Source organism: Rhodococcus sp. NPDC056960, assembly GCF_042674125.1.
Taxonomy (GTDB): Bacteria; Actinomycetota; Actinomycetes; order Mycobacteriales; family Mycobacteriaceae; genus Rhodococcus_F.
In genome coordinates, this window is sequence record NZ_JBHURF010000011.1 from 1 (window position 1) to 24628 (window position 24628).

The 24628-nt window shown below is 67.8% G+C and carries 21 protein-coding genes; 16 read left to right on the forward strand and 5 right to left on the reverse strand.

Going from position 1 to position 24628, the window contains the following annotated elements:
- The first annotated feature begins 306 nt into the window (after positions 1-306).
- The 4 genes from ehuB to ehuA are packed head-to-tail and all read left to right on the forward strand — an operon-like array spanning position 307 to position 3364.
- Positions 307-1191: an ectoine/hydroxyectoine ABC transporter substrate-binding protein EhuB gene (ehuB, locus tag ACFTWF_RS18465; RefSeq protein WP_378462643.1), complete on the forward strand. Its 885-nt coding sequence runs from the start codon at positions 307-309 to the stop codon at positions 1189-1191.
- A 19-nt stretch (positions 1192-1210) separates the two neighbouring features.
- Positions 1211-1942, forward strand: a complete 732-nt coding sequence (gene ehuC, locus ACFTWF_RS18470) for an ectoine/hydroxyectoine ABC transporter permease subunit EhuC (RefSeq protein WP_378462644.1) — start codon at positions 1211-1213, stop codon at positions 1940-1942.
- Positions 1939-2583 carry an ectoine/hydroxyectoine ABC transporter permease subunit EhuD gene (gene ehuD / locus ACFTWF_RS18475; protein ID WP_378462645.1) on the forward strand — a complete coding sequence of 215 codons (645 nt, stop codon included), beginning with the start codon at positions 1939-1941 and terminating at the stop codon, positions 2581-2583. Before ehuC ends, ehuD begins: the two co-directional genes overlap by 4 nt.
- Positions 2584-2602: 19 nt before the next feature.
- Positions 2603-3364 (forward strand): ectoine/hydroxyectoine ABC transporter ATP-binding protein EhuA, encoded by a 762-nt coding sequence (gene ehuA, locus ACFTWF_RS18480; RefSeq protein WP_378462893.1) that lies wholly within the window; start codon positions 2603-2605, stop codon positions 3362-3364.
- 7 nt (positions 3365-3371) lie between these two features.
- Here the strand turns inward: ehuA and ACFTWF_RS18485 are convergent, their stop codons facing one another.
- Complete coding sequence (locus tag ACFTWF_RS18485; protein WP_378462646.1) at positions 3372-4376, reverse strand: bile acid:sodium symporter family protein; 1005 nt, start codon at positions 4374-4376, stop codon at positions 3372-3374.
- Positions 4377-4460: 84 nt separating this feature from the next.
- Between ACFTWF_RS18485 and ACFTWF_RS18490 the strand changes: the two genes are divergently transcribed.
- Positions 4461-5321: a LysR family transcriptional regulator gene (locus tag ACFTWF_RS18490; RefSeq protein WP_378462647.1), complete on the forward strand. Its 861-nt coding sequence runs from the start codon at positions 4461-4463 to the stop codon at positions 5319-5321.
- Between the two features lie 39 nt (positions 5322-5360).
- Here ACFTWF_RS18490 and ACFTWF_RS18495 read toward each other — a convergent pair whose 3' ends face one another.
- Positions 5361-6932, reverse strand: coding sequence for a hypothetical protein (locus tag ACFTWF_RS18495; protein WP_378462648.1), 1572 nt, complete (start codon positions 6930-6932; stop codon positions 5361-5363).
- A 313-nt stretch (positions 6933-7245) separates the two neighbouring features.
- On the opposite strand from ACFTWF_RS18495, the gene ACFTWF_RS18500 reads away from it, so the two are divergent.
- The gene (locus ACFTWF_RS18500; RefSeq protein ID WP_378462649.1) at positions 7246-8628 is read left to right on the forward strand and encodes an MFS transporter; all 1383 of its coding nucleotides are present in this window, start codon (positions 7246-7248) and stop codon (positions 8626-8628) included.
- Here the strand turns inward: ACFTWF_RS18500 and ACFTWF_RS18505 are convergent.
- Positions 8625-10316 carry a PucR family transcriptional regulator gene (locus tag ACFTWF_RS18505; RefSeq protein ID WP_378462650.1) on the reverse strand — a complete coding sequence of 564 codons (1692 nt, stop codon included), beginning with the start codon at positions 10314-10316 and terminating at the stop codon, positions 8625-8627. The two genes, ACFTWF_RS18500 and ACFTWF_RS18505, sit on opposite strands and share 4 nt — an antisense overlap.
- 177 nt (positions 10317-10493) lie before the next feature.
- Here ACFTWF_RS18505 and ACFTWF_RS18510 point away from each other — a divergent pair, with 177 nt between their 5' ends.
- The 10 genes from ACFTWF_RS18510 to ACFTWF_RS18555 all read left to right on the forward strand — a co-directional run bounded on the left by ACFTWF_RS18510 (position 10494) and on the right by ACFTWF_RS18555 (position 19363).
- The gene (locus tag ACFTWF_RS18510) at positions 10494-10940 is read left to right on the forward strand and encodes a heme-binding protein (RefSeq protein WP_378462651.1); all 447 of its coding nucleotides are present in this window, start codon (positions 10494-10496) and stop codon (positions 10938-10940) included.
- Between the two features lie 154 nt (positions 10941-11094).
- A complete protein-coding gene (locus ACFTWF_RS18515; protein WP_378462652.1) occupies positions 11095-11814 on the forward strand; it encodes a TenA family transcriptional regulator in 720 nt (239 codons plus the stop codon).
- A 68-nt stretch (positions 11815-11882) separates the two neighbouring features.
- Positions 11883-12239 carry a Rieske (2Fe-2S) protein gene (locus ACFTWF_RS18520; RefSeq protein WP_378462653.1) on the forward strand — a complete coding sequence of 119 codons (357 nt, stop codon included), beginning with the start codon at positions 11883-11885 and terminating at the stop codon, positions 12237-12239.
- A 16-nt stretch (positions 12240-12255) separates the two neighbouring features.
- Complete coding sequence (locus ACFTWF_RS18525) at positions 12256-13494, forward strand: NAD(P)/FAD-dependent oxidoreductase (protein ID WP_378462654.1); 1239 nt, start codon at positions 12256-12258, stop codon at positions 13492-13494.
- On the forward strand, positions 13491-14933 hold the full coding sequence (locus tag ACFTWF_RS18530) for an aldehyde dehydrogenase family protein (protein WP_378462655.1): 1443 nt from the start codon (positions 13491-13493) through the stop codon (positions 14931-14933). Before ACFTWF_RS18525 ends, ACFTWF_RS18530 begins: the two co-directional genes overlap by 4 nt.
- Positions 14934-14962: 29 nt before the next feature.
- On the forward strand, positions 14963-15325 hold the full coding sequence (locus ACFTWF_RS18535) for a Rieske (2Fe-2S) protein (protein ID WP_378462656.1): 363 nt from the start codon (positions 14963-14965) through the stop codon (positions 15323-15325).
- On the forward strand, positions 15322-16914 hold the full coding sequence (locus ACFTWF_RS18540; RefSeq protein WP_378462657.1) for a gamma-glutamyltransferase family protein: 1593 nt from the start codon (positions 15322-15324) through the stop codon (positions 16912-16914). Before ACFTWF_RS18535 ends, ACFTWF_RS18540 begins: the two co-directional genes overlap by 4 nt.
- Positions 16907-17347, forward strand: a complete 441-nt coding sequence (locus ACFTWF_RS18545; RefSeq protein WP_378462658.1) for a RidA family protein — start codon at positions 16907-16909, stop codon at positions 17345-17347. The genes ACFTWF_RS18540 and ACFTWF_RS18545 overlap by 8 nt, the downstream gene beginning before the upstream one ends.
- 40 nt (positions 17348-17387) lie before the next feature.
- Positions 17388-18035, forward strand: coding sequence for a GntR family transcriptional regulator (locus ACFTWF_RS18550; RefSeq protein WP_378462659.1), 648 nt, complete (start codon positions 17388-17390; stop codon positions 18033-18035).
- A complete protein-coding gene (locus ACFTWF_RS18555; RefSeq protein WP_378462660.1) occupies positions 18032-19363 on the forward strand; it encodes an MFS transporter in 1332 nt (443 codons plus the stop codon). The genes ACFTWF_RS18550 and ACFTWF_RS18555 overlap by 4 nt, the downstream gene beginning before the upstream one ends.
- Here the strand turns inward: ACFTWF_RS18555 and ACFTWF_RS18560 are convergent.
- On the reverse strand, positions 19294-20649 hold the full coding sequence (locus ACFTWF_RS18560; protein ID WP_378462661.1) for a M1 family metallopeptidase: 1356 nt from the start codon (positions 20647-20649) through the stop codon (positions 19294-19296). The genes ACFTWF_RS18555 and ACFTWF_RS18560 overlap by 70 nt on opposite strands.
- Complete coding sequence (locus tag ACFTWF_RS18565) at positions 20607-24500, reverse strand: Pls/PosA family non-ribosomal peptide synthetase (protein ID WP_378462662.1); 3894 nt, start codon at positions 24498-24500, stop codon at positions 20607-20609. Before ACFTWF_RS18565 ends, ACFTWF_RS18560 begins: the two co-directional genes overlap by 43 nt.
- Positions 24501-24628: the final 128 nt, after the last annotated feature.

Genomic DNA, 24628 nt, shown 5'->3' on the forward strand with positions numbered 1-24628 from the left:
TTCCGAACCCGGAAGCTAAGCCCTCCAGCGCCGATGGTACTGCACCCGACAGGGTGTGGGAGAGTAGGACACCGCCGAACATCCGTTACCGAAAGCCCCCCAACACCGTTGGGGGGCTTTCGGCATTTCTATAGACCCTAATCGGACCTCTGCTTGATAACGCTGAGGTAACGTCCCCACGGTTCGCCTATGGCGAGTCGTTCGCCTGCGTAACGTGACCCGGGCAGATCCGGTGGGATCGTGCCGTGCATGCGCACCCTCCCGGATCACCCGAGGTGACGAAGGGAATCTGTGGTGACGAGCGCGATGTCGAAACAAGGTCCGACGGTTAGAGCCGCTGTCGCCCTCGCCGGCCTGGTGATGGCGGCCGGTTCCCTGGCGGGGTGCACGAAGACCGACACGTCCAGCGGCGGATCTCTCCTTCAGCAGCTGCAGGACAGCGGAACGGTGACCGTGGGTTTCGCCGGCGAAGCGCCGTACAGCTTCGAGCAGGACGGACAGCTGACCGGCGCCACCGTGGCGCTGCACCGGGAAATCTTCAAGAACCTGGGCATCGACAATGTCGAAGGCGTCAGCACCGACTTCGGCGCGCTCATCCCCGGACTGCAGGCTCGGCGCTTCGACGTCGTCAGTGCCGGCATGTCGATCCTCCCTCAACGATGCGAACAGGCAGCGTTCAGTGAGCCGGAGTTCAACTACACGACCGCGCTGATGGTCCCCAAGGGCAATCCCGCGAACCTCACGGACATGCAGTCGGTGCAGCAGAGCGGAGTGCGCATGGCCGCGATGACCGGGGCGATCGAATCGGACTACGCGCAGGAACTCGGGATCGACGCGATGCAGGTGGCGTCACCGCAGGACGGAATGGACGCCGTCGCAAACGGACGAGCGGATGTCTTCGCGCTCACCGGAATCTCGCTGAACTGGCTGGCGCAGAACAACCCGCAGGTCCCGGTGGAGGTCACCAACTCGTTCGTCGCCGTGATCGACGGGGTGCCCCAGGTGGGTGCGGGAGGCACCGTCTTCCGTAAGGAGGACACGGAGTTGAGGGACGCCTACAACGCCGAACTCGCGAAGATCACCTCCGACAAGGACAAGTACCTGTCCATCGTCGGACCGTTCGGATTCACCGCGGAGGAACTGCCCGACCCGAATCTGACGACGGCCAAACTCTGCGGCGGGGCCGGCTGAGCACTTTGGTCCGCTGCCTGTGAGGGAGAACATCGACGCTCTGCTGGATGCGTGGCCGAGCATCCAGGGGGGCATCGTCGTCACGCTCGAACTGACGGCGGGCGGTGCCCTCCTGGCCTTCGTCCTTGCGCTGGCCCTCGGGCTGGCGGCACGTGCGCACAACATCGTGATCCGGGGCTCGGCGCGCGCATTCATCGAATTCTTCCGAGGCACTTCGCTGTTGGTGCAGCTGTTCTGGTTGTTCTACGTGGTCCCTCTCTTCGGCTATCTCCTCGATCCGGTGCTGTGCGGGATCCTCGCGCTCGGATTGAACTACGGCGCCTACGGAGCCGAGGTGGTGCGCGGCGCCATCAACTCTGTGCCGCAGTCGCAGTGGGAGGCAGCGACGGCGCTGGACTTCAGCCACTGGCAGCGGCTGCGCCGGGTGGTCCTCCCGCAAGCGTGGGCGGAGATGATTCCCCCACTGACGAACCTCCTGATCCAGCTCCTCAAGGGAACCGCGCTCGCGAGCTACATTCTTCTGCAGGACTTGACCTTCGAGATCGACCAGCTCCGGCAGACGACCGGGAACACCCTCTTCGCGTTCGGCGTCGGGCTCGTCATCTACTTCGTCATCGGCTACGTCCTGACATTGCTGATGAACGCGTTGGAAGTGCGCGCCAAGAATCGCCTCGGCACCGGACCGTCGCTGCGTGAGATCTTCAGCCTCGCCCCCTCCGATCCCCGGGGACTGGAGGTCGCGAAGCGATGAGCGTGCAATGGAGTTGGGATCGTGCGTTCGAGGCTCTGCCCGTGCTGCTCGACGGTTTCAAGATCACCTTGATCGCCACCGTTCTCGGGTTTCTGATCTCCGTCGTCCTCGGACTGGTGATCGCGCTGATCCGGCAGGCCGCACCGCGGTGGGTCGGCATGCCGGTCCGTGCGATCAGTGAGTTCATCCGGCTCACCCCGCTCGTCGTGCAATTGCTGTTCGTGTACTACACGTTCACCGGACTGTCGCCGCTGCAGATCGGTGTCGTGGTACTCGGAATCCACTACTCGACGTACATGGCGGAGGTGTACCGGGCAGGGATCGAAGCGGTGCCCGTCGGGCAGTGGGAGGCGGCGCGGGCGTTGTCGATTGCGCCCACCCGGACGTGGCGGGCGATCATCCTGCCGCAGGCCATCCGACGCGTCGTCCCGGCGCTGGGCAACTACGCGGTGTCGATGTTCAAGGACACGCCGTTCCTGTTCGCGATCACGGTGGTGGAGATGGTGACGGCAGCGCAGCAGTTCGGCGCCCGGCATTTCCAGTACCTCGAACCACTGACCCTGGCAGGTGTGATCTTCCTGCTGGCCAGCTACCCGACGTCCCTGCTCATACGGCGATTGGAGAGACGTCTTGCCCGATGATGCGAGCGCAGCAACCCCGATGATCCGATTCGACGACGTCGTCAAGCAATTCGGCGACCACGTCGTGCTCGACCATTTGGACTTCCAGGTCGCACGCGGCGACCGGGTGACCCTGATCGGTCCGAGCGGATCGGGCAAGACGACCATCCTGCGACTGGTGATGACGCTCGAGAAGGTGAACGACGGAGTCATCTGGGTCGACGGAGACCGCCTGACGCACGAGGAGAAGGGACACAAACTCGTCCCGGCGTCGGAGAAGTACACCCGTCGGATACGTCGCCGGATCGGCATGGTCTTCCAGCAGTTCAACCTGTTTCCCAACATGAACGTGATCGAGAACATCACCGAAGCGCCGATCCACGTCCTCGGACTCGACAAGGCCGCTGCGGTGAAGCGCGCACGTGAGTTGCTCGAAATGGTCGGGCTCTCGGACAAGGAGACCGCGCATCCGACGCAACTGTCCGGTGGTCAGCAACAGCGGGTCGCGATCGCGCGAGCCTTGGCGATGGACCCCGACATCCTGCTGCTCGACGAGGTCACGTCGGCGTTGGATCCGGAACTGGTGGCCGACGTCCTCGACGTACTGCGGAATGTCGCCCGCACCACCGACATCACGATGCTGATCGTCACGCACGAGATGCAATTCGCTCGGGACGTCTCGAACCGGGTGATGATGTTCGACGCCGGCCGGATCGTCGAGGAAGGCGACCCGGCGACGATCTTCACCGCACCAAAACACGAGCGCACCAAGACCTTCCTGAAGGCGGTGCTGGCCAACTGAGTCCCGGCTAGCGCGACGTCGTCGCGAGTTCCGATTCTTCGGACGCGGCGCGCCGTGCCAGCCTGCCCGCCATCCATGCACACACCAGCAACTGCAATTGGTGGAACAGCATGAGTGGCAACACGATCAGACCGATCGGCTGACCGGCGAACAGGACGGTGGCCATCGGAAGCCCGGTGGCGAGGCTCTTCTTCGATCCGCAGAACGTGATCGTGATCTGGTCGGCCCGGTCGAAACCGAGCCGCTTCGACCCGAACCAGGTGAGGGACAGGACGAGCGCGAGCAACACCGCGCACACCGCCAGCAGTGCGAGCAACCGGCCGACGGAGAGCGTGCCCCAAATGCCCTCGTTCATGCCTTCGCTGAACGCGACGTAGACGACCAGCAGAATGGACCCTCGGTCGACGAGTTTGAGCGGCGCGCCGTGCGCCTTCACCCAGGGCCCGATCCACCGTCGCAGGGCCTGGCCGGCGATGAACGGGAGCAGGAGCATGACGAGAATGCCGATCGCGGAGGACGCGTCGAAACCCGCCCCCTCGCTCGTCATCAGCAACGCGACGAGCAGCGGGGTGACGACGATGCCGAGGATGTTGGAGAACGAGGCGCTGACGATGGCGCCGGGCACGTTGCCGCGGGCGATGGACACGAACGCGATGGACGACTGGACCGTCGACGGCAACAGGCAGACGTACAGGAGGCCGAGGTACAGGGGTTGCGTCAGGACCGTCGGCACCAGGACGCGCGCGGCGATTCCGAGCAGGGGAAAGATCACGAACGTCGCCGCGAGGATGGTGACGTGCAGACGCCAGTGCCGCAGGCCGTGCAGCGCCTCTCGAGTCGACAGTCTGGCGCCGTAGAGGAAGAACAGAATTCCGACGGCCACCTTCGTGGCCCAGGTGAACCCCGTCAGGGCAGCGCCGTCCGCGGGGACCAGGCTGGCGATCCCGACAGAGATCAGGATGCCGATGATGAAGGGATCGAGTCGTCCGAGGAGCGGGATCTTCGTCAGCATGTGATAAACCCTAGGCACGCTGCCGATATTCCGAAAGACGATAGTCGCGTTTACTGTAATGCCAAATCGTGATAGCAATGGGTAATGTTCGATCCGGTGCACCTTCGGAGCTTTCTGGCGGTGGCGCGCACCCGCAGTTTCACCGCCGCGGCCCGGCGTCTGAATTTGCGGCAATCGACGGTCAGCCAGCACGTGGCAAAGCTGGAGATCGCTGCCGGTCGGCGCCTGTTTCTGCGCGACACACACTCGGTCGAATTGACCGCGGACGGCTCCGTGATGGTGGGTTTCGCGACCTCGATACTCGAACGGCATTCGGACGCCGAGCGCTACTTCACGCAATCCGGTGTGCGCGGACGCGTCCGGTTCGGGGCGTCCGAGGATCTGGTCCTGCACGAACTCCCTCGGATCCTGGGGGAGTTCCGCCGCAGCCACCCGCTCGTCGATCTCGAGCTCACCGTCGCATTGAGCGAAGTGCTGTTCCGGCAACTGCACGAGGGCAGCCTGGATCTGGTCTTCGGGAAGCGTCGCCGCGGAGATCGGCACGGAGAGCTCGTGTGGACCGACCGGCTGGCCTTCTTCGCCGCACCCGATTTCGTTCTGGACACCGAGGGGCCGGTGCCTCTGGTGGCGTATCCGCCGCCGTCGATCACGAGGCAAGCGGCGCTCGACGTTCTGGAGAAGTCCGGGCGCGGTGCGCGCATGGCCTGTGTGACCGACAGTTTGAACGGGCTCCGCGCCGCGTGCCTCGCCGGTCTCGGCGTCGTATTCCACGCCGAGACCCTGCCCCCTGCCGGGTTGGTCCCGGTGCGGATGCGTTTGCGCGAGGACTGGGGGCCCGCGGTCGACGTCGAATTCGTGCTGCAGGCCCGACGCAGTGTTCTCAGCGAACCGGAGCAGGCTCTCCGCGCCGCGATCCTCGAGAATGCGGATCGCCTGCGCGCATGACCCCGGCGGGACACACCACCCGCCGAGGCCGGCGTGGGATCAGAAGATCAGCACGGACAGCGCGGTGGACAGGACGAGGCCGGACACCACGGGAACGAAGCATTTCCGGGCCAGTTCGAGTACGGGAACCCGGGCGAAACCGGCCACCGCGATCAACGACGACCAGGCGACGAGCGTTCCACCGCCGGACCAGATGTTCCCCATCTGGCCGATCGCAGCCAGGGTTGCGGGGTCCATCCCGACTGCAGGGCCGAGCGCTCCCGACAGCGAACCGGTGAGTGGGAGCCCGGTGAATCCGGAGCCCTCGAGGCCCGCGATCATCCCGATGCCGAGGATTCCGAACGACGTGACGAGCGAGTTCTGCGGCAGGTGGGACTGTGCGGCGTTCACCAGGTCGAAGAGCAACGTCGGACCGGTCGCGTCCGCGGGAAGTCCCAGAATGGCCGCTGAGAAGTCACCGTTGCCGATGAAGAAGAATCCGGCGATCGGGATCACGATGCCCATTGCCTTGAACGCGAAGACGAGGCCGTCGATCAGATGCTCGGACGTCGTTTCGAGGAAGCCCTTTTTGTCGTTGGTCGCGGCAGCGGCGAACAGGATGAGCGCGGCGATGCCGCCCACCATGGCCGCCGCGTCGCCGCCCTTGAGGTCGGGAACCAGGTCGGTGAACTTGCCGACCAGGAGATAGACGATGAACGCCAGATACGCGGTGGGAACGAGCACGGCGAAAGTCTTGGCCGCACGAATGCTCTTGAACGTCTCGTCGATGACCTGCCGCGCCGACGCCGTGACGGGTGCGGCCAGAACGGTCGTGGGGGACGCGGGGGACGTCGGGGATCCGGTCGCGACTGCGCCGGAACCGACGGTTGTCGTGGTGTCGGCCGGTCGTGGGTCGCTCGCGCCGCCGCCGGGCTTGCCGAAGTCGCTCTCTGCGCGGGATTCCCAATCGGTGAGCAGTTCCGGGGCGGGGCGGCGCATGTGCCTGCGCTGCGTGAAGTAGGCGATGAGGAGGGCCGTGACGCCGACGATCAGGGACATCACGAGGGCACGGTCCGCGACGACGTCCGGATCGACTCCCGCGGACTTCGCCGACAGTCCCGGCGCCACCTTGATGATGTAGTCCGAGGACAGCGCCATGCCCTGCCCGCAGATGGCGATCGCCATGCCGACGGCCATCGGCGGAAGGCCGGCGCGAATGGCGACGGGGATGAGGACGGCACCGATCAACGGAACCGCGGGGGTGGGCCAGAAGAACAGCGAGATCGTGTAGGTGACGACAGCCAGGACGATGAAGCTGCTGGTGCCGCCGCGCATGACGCGCCGGAACGGGGCGACCATCAACCGGTCGGCACCCATCTGCCGAAGGGCGCCGAGCATCGCGGTCACCAACGAGATGATGAGGAAGATGTTGAACAGCTCGCGGGCGGCGACGAGGCTCGCGTTGAAGATCGACGCGAGACCGGTGACGAGGCTGTCTGAGAACACGAAGGCGGTCAGGAACGTGCCGATGACGGCGGGGACGACGATGTTCTTCCGCATGAGCATCGTCCCGAGGATGACGATGATTCCTCCGAGATACACCCAATGTGCGGCGGTGAGACTTACATCCACAGTGCGCCCCTTCGAAATAGGTACAGACTAGTGGCACTAGTCACAGTGCAGTGATACTGCGCGGGGCGTTTTCCAGGGTCAACGTCCAGAGTGCACATCGACAACCAGCGTATTTGGGCATTGTGCCCGGCATTTTTCGCTGGGATTGCTTGTTGTCACGCGCAAGTAAAGGAATGCTCGTCACAAGCCGTCTCACGGAATCCTGTGTTCATAATTAGGCTTGCCTAACCATATTTCGCGAGCGAGGTGCGGCAAGGTTTCCGGCGAGAATCGGCATCGCCGGAACGCGAATTCTCGGATGAAAGCGGGCTCTATGAACACGGCGGTCGGTCAGGCTCGGAGTGCAACCGCGGGTGACGAACGCGGACCCGGCACGTCGCCCGCGCTGGCGGCACTGCTCGCCGGAACGTTCGTCGGCACGGTCAGCAACAACATCGTCAACGTCCCCTTGAATGCGATCCTCACGGACTTCGACGCCGGCCTCGGCAGCGGCATCTTCGTCGTCGTCGGATTTCTCCTGACCTTCGCGGCGACGATGCCGCTGGCCGGGTGGGTCGGCGACCGGTTCGGCCGCCGACGCGTGTACTGCGCCGCCCTGCTGGGAACGGCGGTCTGTTCACTCGGCGCGGCGCTCGCGCCTGCTCTGCCCGTGCTCGTGATCTGGCGGTCGCTCGGCGGGATCGCCGCCGCCGCGTTCGCGCCCGCGGTCATGGGCCTGATCGCGTGGCTGTTCGGCCCCGCGCGGCGAGCGCGCGCCGTCGGCGCCTGGGCGGCGGTGAACGGAATCGGTCAGGCTGTCGGGCCGTCCATGGGTGGAATCGTCAGCGACTGGTGGGGCTGGCGGTGGGCATTCGTGCCGCTGGTGCCGGTCGCCCTGCTCGGGTTCGCCGCGACCCTCCGCTACATCCCGCGATACCCCGGCAAGAAGATGCGCCTCGACGTGATCGGAGCGTTCAGCGTCACACTCGGCGCGATACTGCTGATCCTCGGCCTCACAACCGTCTCACAGGAGCAGGTTCCCGTCTGGGTCAGTATCGCGACCATCGGCGGCGGAGTCGTCGTGACCGCTGGGTTCGTGGTCCATTGTCGACGGGCGGTGAACCCATTCGTGCCCATCGACCTGGTGATCGAATCACGTTTCCTGCGTAGCGCTCTCGCTGCGTTCACCCAGATGTTCGCGCTGGGGGCTCTGCTACTGGCGCTTCCGCTCTATCTGACGGGCTCGGGCAGTTCGACCACGCAGGCCGGGCTGATGCTCTTCGTGCTGCCGGTCGTCATGACGTGCGTGGCACCCGTCGTCGGTCGTCTCGTCGACAGGATTGGGGCACGGGTGGTGATGCGATCCGGTCTGGCGGTGTTGATCGGTAGCCAAGTGGCACTGGCGATCACGTTGTCTGCCGACGTCCGGAACCCGATCGCGGTCGGCGCCGTGCTCGTCGTCGCGGGACTGGGGATCGGTATGGTCCAGACGCCCGCCGCGGCCGGCTCGACCCGATCGCCCGCGGGGGCCGTGGGTACGGGTCTGGGATTGTTCAACCTCATCCGTTTCGGCGGCTCCGCCGTGGGCGCCGCCTGGGTGGGCGTGGCCGCGCACCTGGCGGCCGATCCGTACGGGCTGCTGTTCGGGGTGGCGGCCCTCGTCGTGCTCGCCGGATTGGCCGCGACCTTCATCGGTGAGGACCCGGTGACCGTCTAGCGGGGCACGATCTCGTGGTTGACGGTGTCCTGAACCTGGGAGAGCAGATCGAGACGGAGCGCCAGCCACAGCGTGAACTGATTCTCCGGTTCCCGGATGTCCATGCCGACGAGCCGCGATGTGCGATCGAGCTTGGCGATCATCGTGTTCCGGTGGATCCGGAGGCGGCGCGCGGCGGCGTTGATGTTGCCGCCTTCTTCGAGGTAGGCGAACAGCAACTCCTCGGTGTCGGCGTGTGCACTCGACGCCCGGAGGGGGCCGAGAACGTCGCGGATGAGCCGCCGGCTCTCGTCGGTGTCGGTCGCGCGGGCGAGCACACTGAACCCACGCAGGTCGTTGTAGGCCACCGAACCGGACAGCCCGAGCCGCTGGGCGATGCCCAGCGTGATGCGGGCCTCGCGGTAGCTCTCCCCGATGTCGCGGGCGCCCGCCGCAGGGCGTCCGTGGGCCACGGGAATCCGCTGGCCCAAACGGGTTTCGAGATCGAGCGCCATGGCGTGCGCATACTCGCCGATCTCCGATTCGACGCCGGGGGTGTCGGCGGAACTGAGGGATCGGATCACCACGAGCACGTCGCCGATGACGGTGACGTGGGAACGTATGCCCGGACGCGGGAGTACGCCGGCGGCGTACCGGGCCAGCCGGACCATGCTCGCGCCGGGCCGTCCCGCCGCCCGGTCGACGAGACCGGGCGCGACGAACACGATGTAGTGCAGGTCCAGATCGATCTCGTGCAGTGCTGCCCGGGTGCGCAGGTCGTGGTCGTTGGCGAAGTTGCCGTGCACCAAGGCTTGCACGAAGTCGCCCCGGGCCCGCTCCTCGGCCTCGTCGACGCTGCGCTGCCGGAGCATCTCGGTGCCGATGATCGTCCCGGCCTGCTCGACGACCACCCGGTGCTGAGCGAGGTCGTGCCTGCGCGGGTTCGCCCCGGGCACGATCACCACGACCCAGCCCTCGTAGCGGCCGGCCAGTTGCATCGCACCGGCGACCGCCGTGGTGGGGGCGAACAGTCCGTCCGGATGCTCCAGGCGGATCACGTGAACGTTGTGCATCCGTGCCGGCGGTGATTCCTCCAACCGCGGCAGGGCGTGGGCGAGCGCTTCGAGCAGGGCGACGGTGCCCGCGTCCTCGGTGTCCGGAAGTCCGGCGTGCGCGAGGAGGCGCCCCCGGACGTCCAGCGCGACCGCGACGTCCGAGGTCAGCGCCGCGACCTCGCGAATCAGCATCGGCAGGCCCGCCCCACGGTGCAGCAACCCCGCGAGCGACTGATGCACGGTGAGCGCATAACGCATCACGTGCGCTTCCTGGGTGAGTGCGCGCTCGGCGAGCAGCCGGTTGAGGGCGGTGAACCCGACGGGAAATCCCAGTTCCACGACCGTCAGTCCCGCCGGCCAGATGGTGCCGGCGGGCGCCGACCCGTCGACGAGGAGGACGCCGGCACCCCGCGCCACCAGCGACTCCAGCTCACGACCGGGTGCGGACAGGGTTTCGGGCCGGGTGTACACGGCGACCTCGGCGAGGGAGTCGGGTCGGCTCATCACCTCGTCCCACGGCAGGCACCACGTCACCGGACCACGCCGGGCATCCGTGCCGGACAGCAGCCGGGCCGACGCGAGCAGGGGTTCTTCCAGCAGGCCGCGCAGCGACAGCCGCTCGTCGTCCGCGTCCGGTGTCGTGGTGTCGTCCACTACCGACCCTCCTCGGGTGTGTCGGATGTGCAGTATGGCGGTCCGCCTTCCCGCACTGCCTATGCACTATGCCCCGATTTCCTCCAAATTGCCGGATAGTTTGACCATGTTCTGCCGGTGATGCCGGTGATAGAAATCGGTGCATCACTTCCTCCCGAATACGCAACGGAGAAGACCATGCATCAGGTTCACCGCATCACCCTCGACGACGCACTCCCACTGCTCGCCGCGGGACGCGCGAAGGCCGAGGAAATCGGCGTCAAACAGACCCTGTGCGTCTGCGACGACGGCGGCAACGTGCTGGCCCTGCACCGGTTGCCCGGTGCACGCCTCACCGGCGTCGACATCGCGATCGCCAAGGCATTCACAGCGGCCGGCCACGAGCGGGCCACGCACCTGTTCAACGAGGCCCCCGACGGTCCCGCGCTGCCCGGGAACGAGGCATTCGGTATCAGCCACATGCTGCCGGGCAAGTTCGCGGTGTTCGTCGGCGGATTTCCGCTGGTCTTCGACGGCCAGATCGTCGGCGGCATCGGCATCAGTGGTGGAAACGGCAAGCAGGACAAAGCAGTCGGGGCGGCGATGCTGGCCGAGTTCGACGCGCTCGCGGTAGTGCCCAGCTGAGATCTCCACGATGTGCCGACAATGTGCACATCGAAACCCCACCGGCGCAGTCACTTCGACCGTGGTCGCGCCGATCACGAGTCGATACCGTCGAATTCACTCCAGTCGGAGCATCCCCCAATCATTCTCAACTCAGAGGAAGACGAGGCACATCATGACCGAACTACTGGGCAGGGACGAATTCCGCACAGCTCTGGAGAACGCCATCAAGGGCCGCGAGGCGAAGAACGCGTCGTTCAGTAAGGCGTGGGCCGAGGGCAAGCTCGAGAAGCACCATTTCGCGCGGTGGGCCGAGAACCACTACCACTACGTCGGACCCTTCGCCGACTACCTCGCGAACATCTACTCGAACACGCCCGACAACTTCACCAATGCAAAGGACTTCACCCTTCAGAACATGTACGAGGAGGAACTCGCCGACATCCGGCACACCGACCTCCTCATCAAGTTCGCCGAGGCGTGCGGCACCACGAAGGAGCGCGTCGAGGATCCCTCGAACATGAACGCGATCACCCGCGGACTGCAGTCGTGGTGCTATGCAGTGTCTCAGCGCGAGCACTTCGTCGTGGCCACCGCAGCACTCGTCGTCGGACTCGAGTCGCAGGTTCCGAGCATCTACAAGAAGCAGATCATCCCGCTGCGTGAGGTGTACGGATTCACCGAGGACGAGATCGAGTTCTTCGACCTGCACATCACATCGGACGTCGTGCACGGTGAGCGCGGATACCAGATCGTGCTCGACCACGCGGACACCCCGCAGTTGCAGCAGCGTTGCCTGCAACTCGTGCAGTGGGGAGCCGAGATGCGCTTCTCGTACACGAAGGGTCTCTACGACACGTACGTCGCACCGGACCTCACGCTCGCGACCGCCTGACCGTGCGAAGGGAGGGGCCCGGACCGGGCCCCTCCGGACGCAGGCATCTCGCCCGACAGGAGAGAACGATGGAGACGAACTGGACCCGGCTGGTCACCGTGCGCGAACTCGGCCGCCGCCGGAAGCTTCGAGTCGAGGCCGGGGACACCGCGATTGCCCTGTTCCAGACCGACGACCGGATCTACGCCTTCCGTGATCTGTGCGTCCATCAGGATCGGTCGCTGGCGAAAGGCACACTGCTGCACGGGCGCGTCATCTGCCCGGGCCACCAGTGGGCGTTCGACCTCGACACCGGCTACGAGGAAGACCAGGACCTGTGCCAGCCGATCTACGCGGTGAAGGTCGAGGACGACGTCGTCTACGTGGATCTCACCCGCAGCCCCGATTACGCCGAGACCGCGACTTCGCAGGCCGAAGTCGACTGAGAGAGCGAGTGACACCATGACGCTGAACACCATCGTCACCATCGGTGCCGGCCAGACCGCTGCCGTCGCGGCGCGCACCCTGCGGCGCCGAGGGTTCGACGGCAGGATCCTCCTCGTCGGCGACGAACCGCACGCGCCGTATCAGCGCCCACCGTTGTCCAAGGAATTCCTCGCCGGGCGAGGGGATCGCGAATCGTTGATGCTCCTGCCCGAACTGTGGCGAGACCAGCAGAACGTCGAACTCCTCACCGGGACGGCGGTGACGCGGATCGATGCGAGTGGCGGGTCGGTCGAGTTGTCCGACGGGCGGAGCATCGCGGCCGACGCCGTGCTCGTCGCGACCGGCGGCAGGCCGCGCACGATGCCGGTGACCGGCCCCGCGCCGGAACGGGTGCATTACCTGAGGACGATCGACGACGCCGAACGGCTCGCCGCCCAGCTTCACCCCGGCGTCGGGCTGGTGCTGATCGGCGGCGGGTTCGTCGGACTCGAAATTGCCGCCACCGCACGCACTCTCGGTGTGGAAGTGACCGTCCTCGAAGCGGACGCGGTGCCTCTCGCCCGGATTCTCGGACCCGAGATGGGTGACGTCTGCACCCGGTTGCAGCGGGAGAACGGCGTCACCGTCCGCGGCGGCGTCCGCGTCGACGCCGTGACCACCCGGCCGGACGGCGTGCTCATCGCCCTCGCCGACGGGGAGGTGCTGCAGGCCGACGTGGTGGTGGTCGGGATCGGGATCGTCCCCAACGTCGAGGTCGCGCAGGCCTCCGGGCTGGCCGTCGACAGCGGGATTCTCGTGGATGCGCAGGGGCGGACGTCGATTCCGCACGTGTACGCCGCCGGCGACGTGGCGGCCCGATTCTCCGACGCAGCAGGCAGGCACGTTCGCGTCGAACACTTCGACAACGCGAGCAAGCAGGGGGCCGCGACCGCGAACCTGATGCTCGGACGCGCCGGGGTCGTGGACCCCGCGCACTGGTTCTGGTCCGATCAGTTCGGCAAGAACATCCAGTTCGCCGGTGCCGCCACCTACACGGACCTGGTATTCCGCGGCAGCGCCGAGAACGGCGAGTTCACTGCCTTCTATCTGGACCGCGGCGTGGTGCGCGGCGCCTTCACACTCGACCGCGGCGAAGAGATCGGCGCAGCGAGGGAACTGATCGGCCGGGCGATCGCACCGGCCCGGTTGGCGGACGAGAGCGTCGACCTGTTCGACCTGATGGACGACGACGAGGAATTGGTGACGGTGTCATGATCGAGGGACTGAATTTCATCGACGGGCAATGGGTTCCGTCGTCCTCGGGCGAGGTGTTCGAGCGGCGTAATCCCGCCGACCACGACGACGTGATTGGCGTGTTCCCGGATTCCACCGAGGCGGACGTCGATGCCGCCGTCAGCGCGCTGGCCAAGGCGGCGCCGCAGTGGGCCGCGACGCCCCCGGAGCGCCGCGCCGCGATTCTGGAAGGCGCGGCCGCGCACCTCGAGGAGCGGGCAGCCGAACTCGTCGCCGAACTCGTCCGGGAGGAGGGCAAGACCCGGGCGGAGGCGACCATGGAAGTCGGTCGCACGCCGATGAACCTGCGCTTCTACGCGGGTGAGGCCCTCCGGACCACCGGCAGCACCTATCCCACCCCGGGCGAGGGACTGGTCATCACCCTGCGTGAACCCGTCGGAATCGTCGGGGCCATCACCCCGTGGAACTTCCCGCTCAACATTCCGTCACGCAAGCTCGGACCGGCCCTCGCCGCGGGAAATGTCGTGGTGTTCAAACCGTCCGAGCTGACGCCGCTGATGGGACAGCGACTGGTCGAGGCACTGCTGGCCGGGGGACTTCCGGCCGGGGCCCTCGCGCTGGTCCAGGGATCCGGTCGCGCCGGCGCCGCGGTCGCGGCGGACGAGCGCATCGGCGCCGTGACGTTCACGGGCTCCACCGGGGTGGGGCGCGCGATCCACGCGGCGGTCGGTCCGTCTCGCCGGAGCCAACTCGAGATGGGCGGCAAGAACCCCGTCGTGGTCCTCGACGACGCCGACGTGGACAAGGCGGCCGCGCTGATCGTCAAGGGCGCCTTCGGATTGTCCGGGCAGGCGTGCACGGGCACAAGCCGGGTGATCGCGGTGGACGCGATCCACGACCGGTTGCTGGACCGCGTGGTGGAACTCGCCGGAGAGATCACCGTCGGCCCGGGCGCGGACCCGGGGACGGGCATGGGTGCTCTTGCAAGCGCGGGGCAGCTCGCGAAGTTCCTCGACTACGTCCGGATCGGCCGCGAGGAGGGCGCCGAAATGGTCTGTGGCGGAATGAGTTTCGCCGAAGGCCGCGGCTACTTCGCCGCCCCGACCGTGTTCGCCGGTGGCAGCCCGGACATGCGGGTGGTCACGGAAGAAGTGTTCGGGCCTCTGCTGGTCTTCCTGCGGGCCGCCGGCTTCGACGAGGCGGTCGCACTCGCGAACGACACGGAATTCGGGCTCAGCGCCGGAATCGTCACCAACGACGTGACCCGGGCGCTCGCCTTCGCCGGCCGTTCCGAATCGGGTCTGGTGAAGATCAATCAGCCCACCACCGGCATGAGCATGAACGCGCCGTTCGGCGGATACAAGGCCTCGAGCACCCAGACCCACAAGGAACAGGCGGGGGACTCGATGATGCAGTTCTACCAAGCCGAAAAAACCGTCTACCTCAGCCCTTCGGCCTGAGACCTACCTGTCGACAGAGGGAGAAGACCATGGAATTCACTCGCGTTGCGCGCTCGGGACAGGTTTCCGAGGGCATCGTGCGCCGGTTTTTCGCCGGTGACCACGAGTTCGCCGTGGCCCGCCTCAACGGGAAGGCCTACGCCACGTCCAACTACTGCACGCACCTGGACTGCCTGCTCTCGTCCGGGAAACTCGTGGACGACGGCATCGGATGTTCTTGCCACGGAAGCGTGTTCGATCTGGAAACCGGTGAACCCGTATGTCCGCCGGCGACGGTGGCCATCAAGACGTACCCGGTCGAGGAACGTGACGGTGAGATCTTCGTCGGCATCGACCCCGAAGACACCAACTCCATTCCGCGCAGGCGGGCCGCGCGGGGGTGCATGAAGTGAACCCTCGACCGCCCACTCTCTCCGCCGACGGCATTGTCTCCTCCAGTCATCCCGCGGCGAGCACGGTCGGTGCGCGCGTGCTCGCCGACGGCGGCAACGCGATCGACGCGACACTGGCCATGGCCGCAATGACCTGGTTGACGTTGCCGGGCCAGTGCGGAATCGGCGGCGACGCATTCGCCGTCGTCCGTGAACCGGACGGATCGGTGTGGACGGTCGGGGGAAGCGGCTTCGGTCCCGACGGCGGCGGACTGGGGTTCTACGCCGAACGCGGGTTGCGGTCGATTCCCCTCGACGGAGCGCTGGCGGTCGCCGTTCCGGGTGCCCCCGCCGCCCTCGGTGCGCTGCATGCCGGTGGCGCGACACGCTCGCTCGACGATCTCTGGGCGCCGGCGATCCGCGCGGCGGAGACGGGACTGCCCTGCTCGGCCAAGACCCGGGACGACGTGCGCGAGGCGCGGACCGCGATCGCCACCGACCCGGGGCTACGTGCGGTGTATCTCCCGGACGGGCGGTTACCGCAGGTGGGGGAGTTGCTGCCGCAGCTGGACCTGGCCCGGTCGATCCGGGCACTGGCGCGCGACGTGGCCGGCTTCTACACCGGTGCGTTTGCGGAGCAGGCCGTCGACGCACTCCGGGCAGGCGGGGCGCCGTTCAGCGGAGAGGAGTGGGCGGCCGGCGCCGACGTGCGACCGGAGGCCGCGATCAGCGGGCACTACGCCGGCGCGGTCGTTTACCAGACACCCCTGCCCACACCCGGGTGGATGGTGCTGCAGCAGGCGGCGCTGAACGACGGCGTCGTCGGCTTCTCCCCCTGGCTCACGGCTCCGGCGATCGATCGCATGGCGAGAGCCGCGCGACTCGCGTTCGAGGACCGGTATGCGACCTGCGGCGCCGGCAACAACGGGTGGAGAAGGGTGCTCGAGCCGGCCGCGGTCGGAGCGGCGCGAGACCGGCTGGCCCTCCGGCGGGCGTCGTCGGGCGCTTTCAGCGTGAACGCGGGAGACACCACCTCGACCGTCGCGGTGGATTCCGACGGCCGCGCCGTCAGTTTCATTCACTCACTCGCCTTCACATTCGGCGCCAAGATGACCGTCCCCGGCACCGGCGTGGCGCTGAACAACCGATACGGCCGCGGGGCGTATCTGATTCCGGGACATCCCAACGCGGCGGCGCCCCGGCGTAAACCGCTGCACACCCTCAATGCGTGGGTGATCACCGATACGTCCGGGAGTCTCCTGCACGTCGGCAACACCCCGGGCGGCGACGGCCAGGTGCAATGGAACATGCAACTGATCTCGCACCTGCTCGACCACGGACTCGACCCGGCGGAGGCCGTCGCGGCGCCGCGCTTCACCGTCTTCCCCGGCAGCGACGCCGATGTCGTCGGCCGCCCGGCGGAACTGCGGTGCGAATCGCGAGTTCCCGACACCGTGCGCTGTGAACTCCGCGCCCTCGGGCACGACATCGCACTGCAAGGACCATGGGCCGCGGGCGGAAGCGCTCAGATCATCTCCGTCGACCCCGGGCGCGGCCTGCTGTCCGGCGCCGCCGACCCGCGACAGGAAGGAATCGCACTCGGTGTCTGAGCAGCAACTAGCCGGGGTGGCCCCACGACCCCAGGGCCGCTACGTTCCCGCGGTCGTGCACGACGGAATCGCCTACAGCGCCGGGATGACGCCCCGCCGCGACGGGGTGCTGACCGTCGCCGGCGTGGTCGGACGGGACCTGGACCTCCCGCAGGCCCGGGAGGCGGCCGGGCTGGCGGCGCGAAATGCGATGGCCGCTGTCGCCGCCGCGGTCGGCGGCACGGCGGCCATCTCCCGGTGTCTGCGCATGACGGTCTTCGTCGCGTGTACCCGGGACTTCCGGGATCTCTCCGCGGTGGCCGACGGTGCGTCCGACGTGCTGGTCGAAAGCCTGGGACAGGATGCGTTGCCGGTGCGCAGTGCGATCGGCGTGTACGCCCTGCCGTCCGGAGCACCTGTGGAGATTGAGCTCACAGTGGCCGTCGCGCCATAGACCCGACAGCGGTGCGCGGGTATAAATACATCTTGTGTCTATGTTGTATTCCGCCGCGGAGCAGGCCTATCGCGAGGTCAAGGAGCTCATCCTGTCGGGTGGTCTGCCCGGCGGTGAACTGATCAGCGAGGGCGAGATCGCCGGACGCATGGGCCTGAGCCGCACCCCCGTGCGCGAAGCGTTCCTCCGGCTCGAGGCCGAGGGCTGGATGCGGCTGTACCCGAAGCGGGGCGCGCTCGTCGTACCCGTCGCGGACGGCGAGGCGGAACACGTGGTCGACGCCCGCCAACTCGTCGAGACGCACAGCGTCCGACTGCTCGCCGACCAGCCCCGCACGCGGGAACTCCTCGTCGCCCGGCTCCGCGAGAACCTGGTCGAGCAGCGGGAGATCGCCGGGCGCGGCGACGTCGCCGCCTTCAGCGCCGCGGACGCTGACTTCCACCGGATGATCGTCGAGGCCGGGGAAAACCCGCTGCTGGCCACGTTCTACTCCAGCATCCGTGAGCGGCAGCGCCGGATGACGGCCCACTCGATCGCGCGCGATCCGGGACAGTTGCCCAAGATCATTGCCGACCACGAGCGTCTGACCGAACTCGTCGAGACCGGGGACGTCGCCGGGTTCGACGCCGCCGTGCTGATCCACATGCGCCAGGTCCACGCCCTCAATCCGAGAGGAGTTGCGCGATGACCGTCGTCCGCGACTCCCCGGCGGAGGTGCCCGAGGCCCTCTCGTCGCCGCGCGTCTGGCTGCTGGTGGCCGCGACCATGTTCGCCGTGGCGTGGGGCGGCAACGAGTTCACGCCCCTCCTCGGCATGTACCGCGCCGATCACGGTTTCACACCGGTGACGGTCGATCTCTTCCTGTTCGCCTACGTCGTCGGGATCGTGCCGGCCCTGCTCCTCGGCGGGCCACTCTCCGACCGGCTGGGCCGCCGGCCGATCCTGCTGCCGGCCCCGTTCCTCACCGTGGCCGGCTCCGCGCTCCTGGCCCTCGGCGCCGACTCGGCGGCGATGCTCATCGTCGGGCGGGTCCTGTGCGGCGTCGCGCTCGGCCTCGGCATGGCCGTCGGCGGCAGCTGGGTGAAGGAACTGTCGACCGCGCCGTGGGACCCGGCGGCCACGGACGGCGCCGGGGCGCGGCGGGCCGCGATGAGTCTGACCGGTGGATTCGGTCTCGGCGCGGGTGTCGCCGGTGTTCTCGCGCAGTGGGCACCGATGCCGAGCGTGCTGTCCTACGTCGTGCACAGCGCGATCGCCGTCGTCGCCGCCGTCGCGCTGTGGCGGGCGCCCGAAACCCGCGCGGCGCAACCCGTCTCCGAACGGGTTTCGCTCGTCCGCGACCTCGCGATCCCGTCCGCCGCGCACAAGCGATTCCTGTTCGTGATCGCCCCGCTCGCACCCTGGGTGTTCGGGACGGCAGCCGCCGCCTACGCCGTGCTCCCGTCGCTGATGTCCGGGCACACCGGTGGGTTGCCGCTCGCGTTCTCCGCGCTGATGTGCATGCTCGGCCTCGGGGCGGGCTTCGCCATCCAGGCGCTCGGCCGCAGGATCGACACTCCCCGCAGCGCGCGCGCCGTCGTCGTGTCGCTCGTCGTCGTCCTCGCGGGCATGGTCGCTGCCGTCGTCGCCGCGTCCGCGCTGACCGTTCCGCTCGCGCTCGCGGCCGCCGTCGTGCTCGGCTGCGGATACGGCATGGCCATGGTGTCGGGACTGCAGGAGATCCAGCGGATAGCGGGACCGGACGACCTCGCCGGACTGACCGCCGTCTTCTACTCGCTGACGTACCTGGGATTCGGGACGCCCGCCGTGATGGCCTACCTGTCCGAGACGTTCCCGGCGGTGACGTATCCGCGAATGTTCGTGTTCGGCGCCGTCGCGGCCGCGGGATGCCTTGCGCTCGCAGTTGCGAAGTGGCGGTCGCACCTCCCGAATCAGGAGGGGACGGATCACATCGGCGGCAGCGTCTTCTCCCCGAGCCAGGAGTCCCACAGCCGGCGCAGCGGCTCGTCCGTGTAGTGGGTTGCCAGATCGGTGAACTGCTCACTCGTGACCGTGGAGTGGCGGTGAGCCAGAGTCCACTCCCGGAGCAACGCGAAGAACTTGTCGTCGCCGAGCCGGCGTCGTAAAGCATGGAGCGTCAGCGCGCCCCGCTTGTAGACGCGGTCGTCGAACATCAACTGCGGTCCCGGGTCGGCGATCACCAGATCCTGTGGTTTCCGGGCCAGACCCTGATGTGCCTGCACAGCGAGACGGTGAGCCGACGGCCCACCCGAGTTCTCCGACCAGATCCACTCCGCGTAACAGGCGAATCCCTCGTGCAACCAGATGTCCCGCCACTGGCGGAGCGTCAGGCTGTTGCCGAACCACTGATGGGCGAGTTCGTGCGCCACCAGACGTTCGGACCAGCGCCGGCCGGTGCAATGGTTGGCGCCGAAGATCGACAGTCCCTGCGCCTCGAGCGGGATTTCCAACTCGTCGTCGGTCACGACCACCGTGTAGTCGGCGAACGGATATGGTCCGAACAACCGGCCGAACAGGTCCATCATCTGTGGCTGCCTGCCGAAGTCCACGTCGAACGACGCACGCAGTCGTGGTGGGTGGACGGCGAACATCGGAACAGCACCGGATCCGAAGCTGCGTCGCTCGTACGGCCCGATCTGGATGGTGGCCAGATAGCTCGACATCGGCTCGGTCTGCTCGTACACCCACGTGGTCTGACTGGCCCGGGTCTGCTTGCTGACCAGGGTCCCGTTGGCGACGGTGTAGTACGGCGAATCGGTCGAGATCGAGATTCGGTAACTGGCCTTCGAACTCGGATGGTCGTCGCAGGGAAACCAGGATGCCGCCCCGTTGGGCTGGCTGGCGACGAGCGCTCCCTCGGACAGTTCCTCCCAGCCGACCTCACCCCACGCACTGCGGATCGGTTTCGGGGAACCCCCGTACTGGACGGTGAGCACCAGAGCGGCACCAGCCGGAATCTCCCGGGCCGGAGTGATGATCAGCTTCCCGTTCCGGTGCAGCCATTTCGTGCTGCGGGACCCGTTGGCCGCGACCTTGGTGACGTGCAGGCCGGCCGCGAGGTCGAGGGCGAACCGGGACCGTGTCTCGGTGGCGACCGCCGTGATCGTGGCCTTGCCCGTCAACCGGTTGCTGTGGACCTTGTACGTGAGTTCGAGGTCGTACCGCGACACCCGGTATCCGCGGTTGCCGTTCTGGGGGAGGTACGGGTCGACCGGCTCGTCGATCCCCTTGGCGGGCTTCACTTGCCCGCCGGCCACGGGGCGATCGGGTTGCCCTGCCACCGCGTGGACGGCGGCACCGTGTCGCCGCGCATGACCAGGGAGGCCGGGCCGACCGTGCCGCCCTCCCCGATCCGGGCGGCGGGCAGCGCGACGCAGTGCGGGCCGAGGGTGGCGCCGGCCCCGAGGATGACGGTGTCCATGGACATGATCCGATCATGGAACAGGTGAGTCTGCACGACGCACCCCCGTTCCACGGTCGCGCCGTCGCCCAGCGTCACGAGATCGGCCTCGGGAAGCCAGTAGGTTTCACACCACACGCCCTTGCCGATGGTGGCGCCGAGGCCACGCAACCAGACGTTCAGCACGGGGGTGCCGGTGGCGGCGCGGGCGAACCACGGCGCGGCGACGGTCTCGACGAACGCGTCCGACACCTCGTTCCGCCACACGAACGAACTCCACAGCGGGTGCTCGATCTTCCCGATGCGACCGACGACAAGCCATTTCGCGATCACGGAGATCAGCCCGGCGACCGCACCCGCGACGAGGAGGACGATGCCGCCGGTCAGCGCCGCGAGCCAGAAACCGACGCGGTGGGCCATGGCCTGCAGTGCGAACAACACGCCGAGCCCGATCCCGAACGTCACCATCACCGGAATGAGGCGGCACGTCTCGACGACGGCCCGCGCCACCTTGAGGCGGTACGGCGGGCGGAACGTGCGGCTGGCGTCGGTGTCGCCGGGCGCCCTCCGGAGGCGGACCGGGGGACTGCCCAGCCAGGACGAACCCGATTTCGCCTTCGACGGCGTCGCCGACAGCACCGCGACGAGCCCGTTCTTGGGAACCCGCCGACCGGGACCGGTCATCCCGGAATTGCCGAGGAACGCGCGCTTGCCGACCTTGGCGTGTTCGATGTGCATCCAGCCGCCGCCGAGTTCGTAGCTCGCGATCATCGTGTCGTCGGCGAGAAACGCGCCGTCGGCGACGGTCGTGAACTTCGGCAGCATGAGAACGGTCGACGCCTCCACGTTCTTGCCGATCCGGGCGCCGAGCAACCGCAGCCATCCCGGCGTCAGCAGGCTCGCGTACAGCGGGAACAGGAAGGTGCGGGCGGAGTCCATGAGTCGTTCGGTGGCCCACACCTGCCAGCCGATGCGACTGCGGACCGGGTGATACCCCTCCCGCAGTCCGATCGACAGCAACCGGACGGACACGATCGTGAGGACGGCGAACACGGCGAGGCTGACGAGCGTCGCGGCGGGCAGGATCACCAGGGACTGGAGCACCGCGTTCCGGAGCGTGCCCGTGTCGCGGATCCACCACCCGATGAGCACGATTCCGGCGACGAGCGCGAAGATCGGCAGCCCGGCGATGAGCATCGACGTCCCACCGAACACGGGAACCCAGTACGACGCACGCCGCGGCGTCTCCTCGGGCCACGGGTGGACGGCCTTGCCCACCTTGACCGCGGGTGAACCGGCCCAGTGCTGATTGGCCTTGACGCGCCCGAACACGGCGGAGCCGGCCTCGACCTCGGCGCCCCGCCCGATGACGGCGCCGGGCAGCAGTGTCGATCGCGCGCCCACCGACGCGCCGGGACCGATCTTGATACCGCCGATGTGGACGACGTCGCCGTCGACCCAGTGCCCGGACAGGTCGACCTCGGGTTCGACCGAGCAGCCGTCGCCGAGTTCGAGCATGCCGGTGACCGGTGGCAGCGTGTGCAGGTCGACGCCCCGGCCGACCGTGGCGCCGAGCGCCCGCGCGTAATAGAGCATCCAGGGGGCGCCGGACAGGTTCGCGGCGCCGCTGGCCTCGGTGAGGCGCAGGGCCACCCACAGTCTCAGGTGTTCGCTGCCCCCTCGGGGATAGGTTCCCGGCTCGAGTCCGCGCAGCAGGATCCGTGAGCCGAGCACCGAGATCGCCATCCGACCCACCGGGCTGATGAACGCGAGGAAGGCGATCAGAATCCACCACCACGACACGGTCGGCGCCCAGGACACGGTCGTGAACCACGAGAAGACGTTGTTCGCGATCGCCAGCCAGGTGACCCACTGCAGACCGGTCAGCGTGGTGAGCGGAACGGTTGCCGCGATCTGGACGAGCTGGCTTCGACGCGGGGTCGGGATCACCTCGCGGGGTTCGGCGGCGTCGATCGGCGCCAGCTCGTCGAGGTATTCGGCTAGTGAACCGAGCCGCGGATGGTCGTAGAGTTGCGCGACCGTCACCTCGGGGAACCGTTCGCGCAGCGCCGTGACCAGTTGGGCGGCGGAGAGGGATCCGCCGCCGAGTTCGAAGAAGTCGTCGTCGGGCCCCGTGATCTCGGCGCCGAGAATCGACGCCCACAACCCGGCGACCCACGCCGGCGTGCCCTCGAGACCCAATTTCTCCGCGGCGTCGTCGACGCCAGGCGGAGGCCAGGGGAGGGCGTTCCGGTCGACCTTGCCCGACGTTCGGGTGGGCAGTTCCTCGACCAGCACCAGCCGGGGGACCAGCGCCGCCGGGAGCTGCTCGATGAGCGTGGCGTGCGCGGCCTTGAGGTCGAAGTCGGGGTTGGTGCTGGCCAGGTAGCCGACGAGGATCTGGTGACCGGCACCGGTCCTGCGCACCGCCGCGGCCGCCCCGCCGACGCCGGGAAGATTCTGCAGGGCGTTGTCGACCTCGCCCAGCTCGATGCGCCTGCCACCGAGTTTCACCTGATCGTCCGCGCGACCCTGGAATAGCAGCCCGCTGCGGTCGAGTCGGACGAGGTCGCCGCTGCGGTAGGCGCGCTCCCAGCCGAGCGTCGGCATCGGGGCGTACTTCTCGGCGTCCTTCGCCGGGTCGAGGTACCGGGCCAGGCCGACACCGCCGATGACCAGTTCGCCCACCTCGCCCTCGGGCACGGGTTCGCCTGCCGCATCGACGACGGCGAGATCCCAGCCGTCCAGCGGGAGGCCGATGCTGACCGGACTCTTGCCGTCCATCAGCGCGCCGCAGGCCACGACCGTCGCCTCGGTGGGGCCGTACGTGTTCCACACCTCCCGTCCGTCGACGGCGAGCCGCTCCGCCAGTTCGGGTGGGCAGGCCTCGCCGCCGAAGATCAGCAGGCGCACGGCCTCGAGGGCCTCGGCGGGCCACAGCGATGCCAGCGTCGGCACCGTCGAGACGATGCTGACGTCGCGTGCGACGAGCCACGGGCCGAGGTCCATGCCGCTGCGCACCAGGGACCGGGGCGCGGGAACGAGGCAGGCGCCGTGACGCCACGCGAGCCACATCTCCTCGCAGGACGCGTCGAACGCCACCGACAGTCCGGCCAGCACCCGGTCTCCGGGCCGGATCGGGTCTTCCTGCAGGAACATCAGGGCCTCGGCGTCCACGAAGGCCGCTGCGTTGCGATGGTTCACCGCGACGCCCTTGGGGGTGCCGGTGGATCCGGAGGTGAAAATGATCCAGGCGTCGTCGTCGACGGTCGGCGGACGGGCGCTCGGCGACTCTTGCCTGTCGGGGGCGGTGCCTGCGGTGATGCCGGCGCCGGTCACCACACACCGCACCTGCGCCTCACCGAACACGAGTTCGGCGCGTTCCTCGGGGTCGTCCGCGTCGACCGGAACGTAGGCGGCACCGACGGCGAGCGTCGCGAGGATCGCGACGTACAACGAGCAGGACCCGGACGGCATGCGGATACCGACACGATCGCCGGCCCCGACGCCCGAATCGGCGAGGGTCTCGGCGGTCTGCCGGATCTCTTCGAGCAGTTCGCGGTACGTCAGCGACGTCGTGCCGTCGTCGATCGCCGGGGCTTCGGGGTTCGCCTCGGCTGTCGCGACCAGGATGTCGACGAGGGTGCGCGGCGCCGGAGCGAATTCGCGGCGGAGGAATTCCCGGGGTATACGGAGCGACAGGTCCGAATCCGTCGGCGACTGGAGAGACAATCCAGGATTCCTTCTCTGAGCGGTGGTGGTGCGTACGGCTCGTTATCTCACGATCAGGTGGCCAGATGGTGAACAGTTGGTGGTTCGTAGGGCTTCGTCGACCATTCTTCACCTGTCGTTGGCAGGTT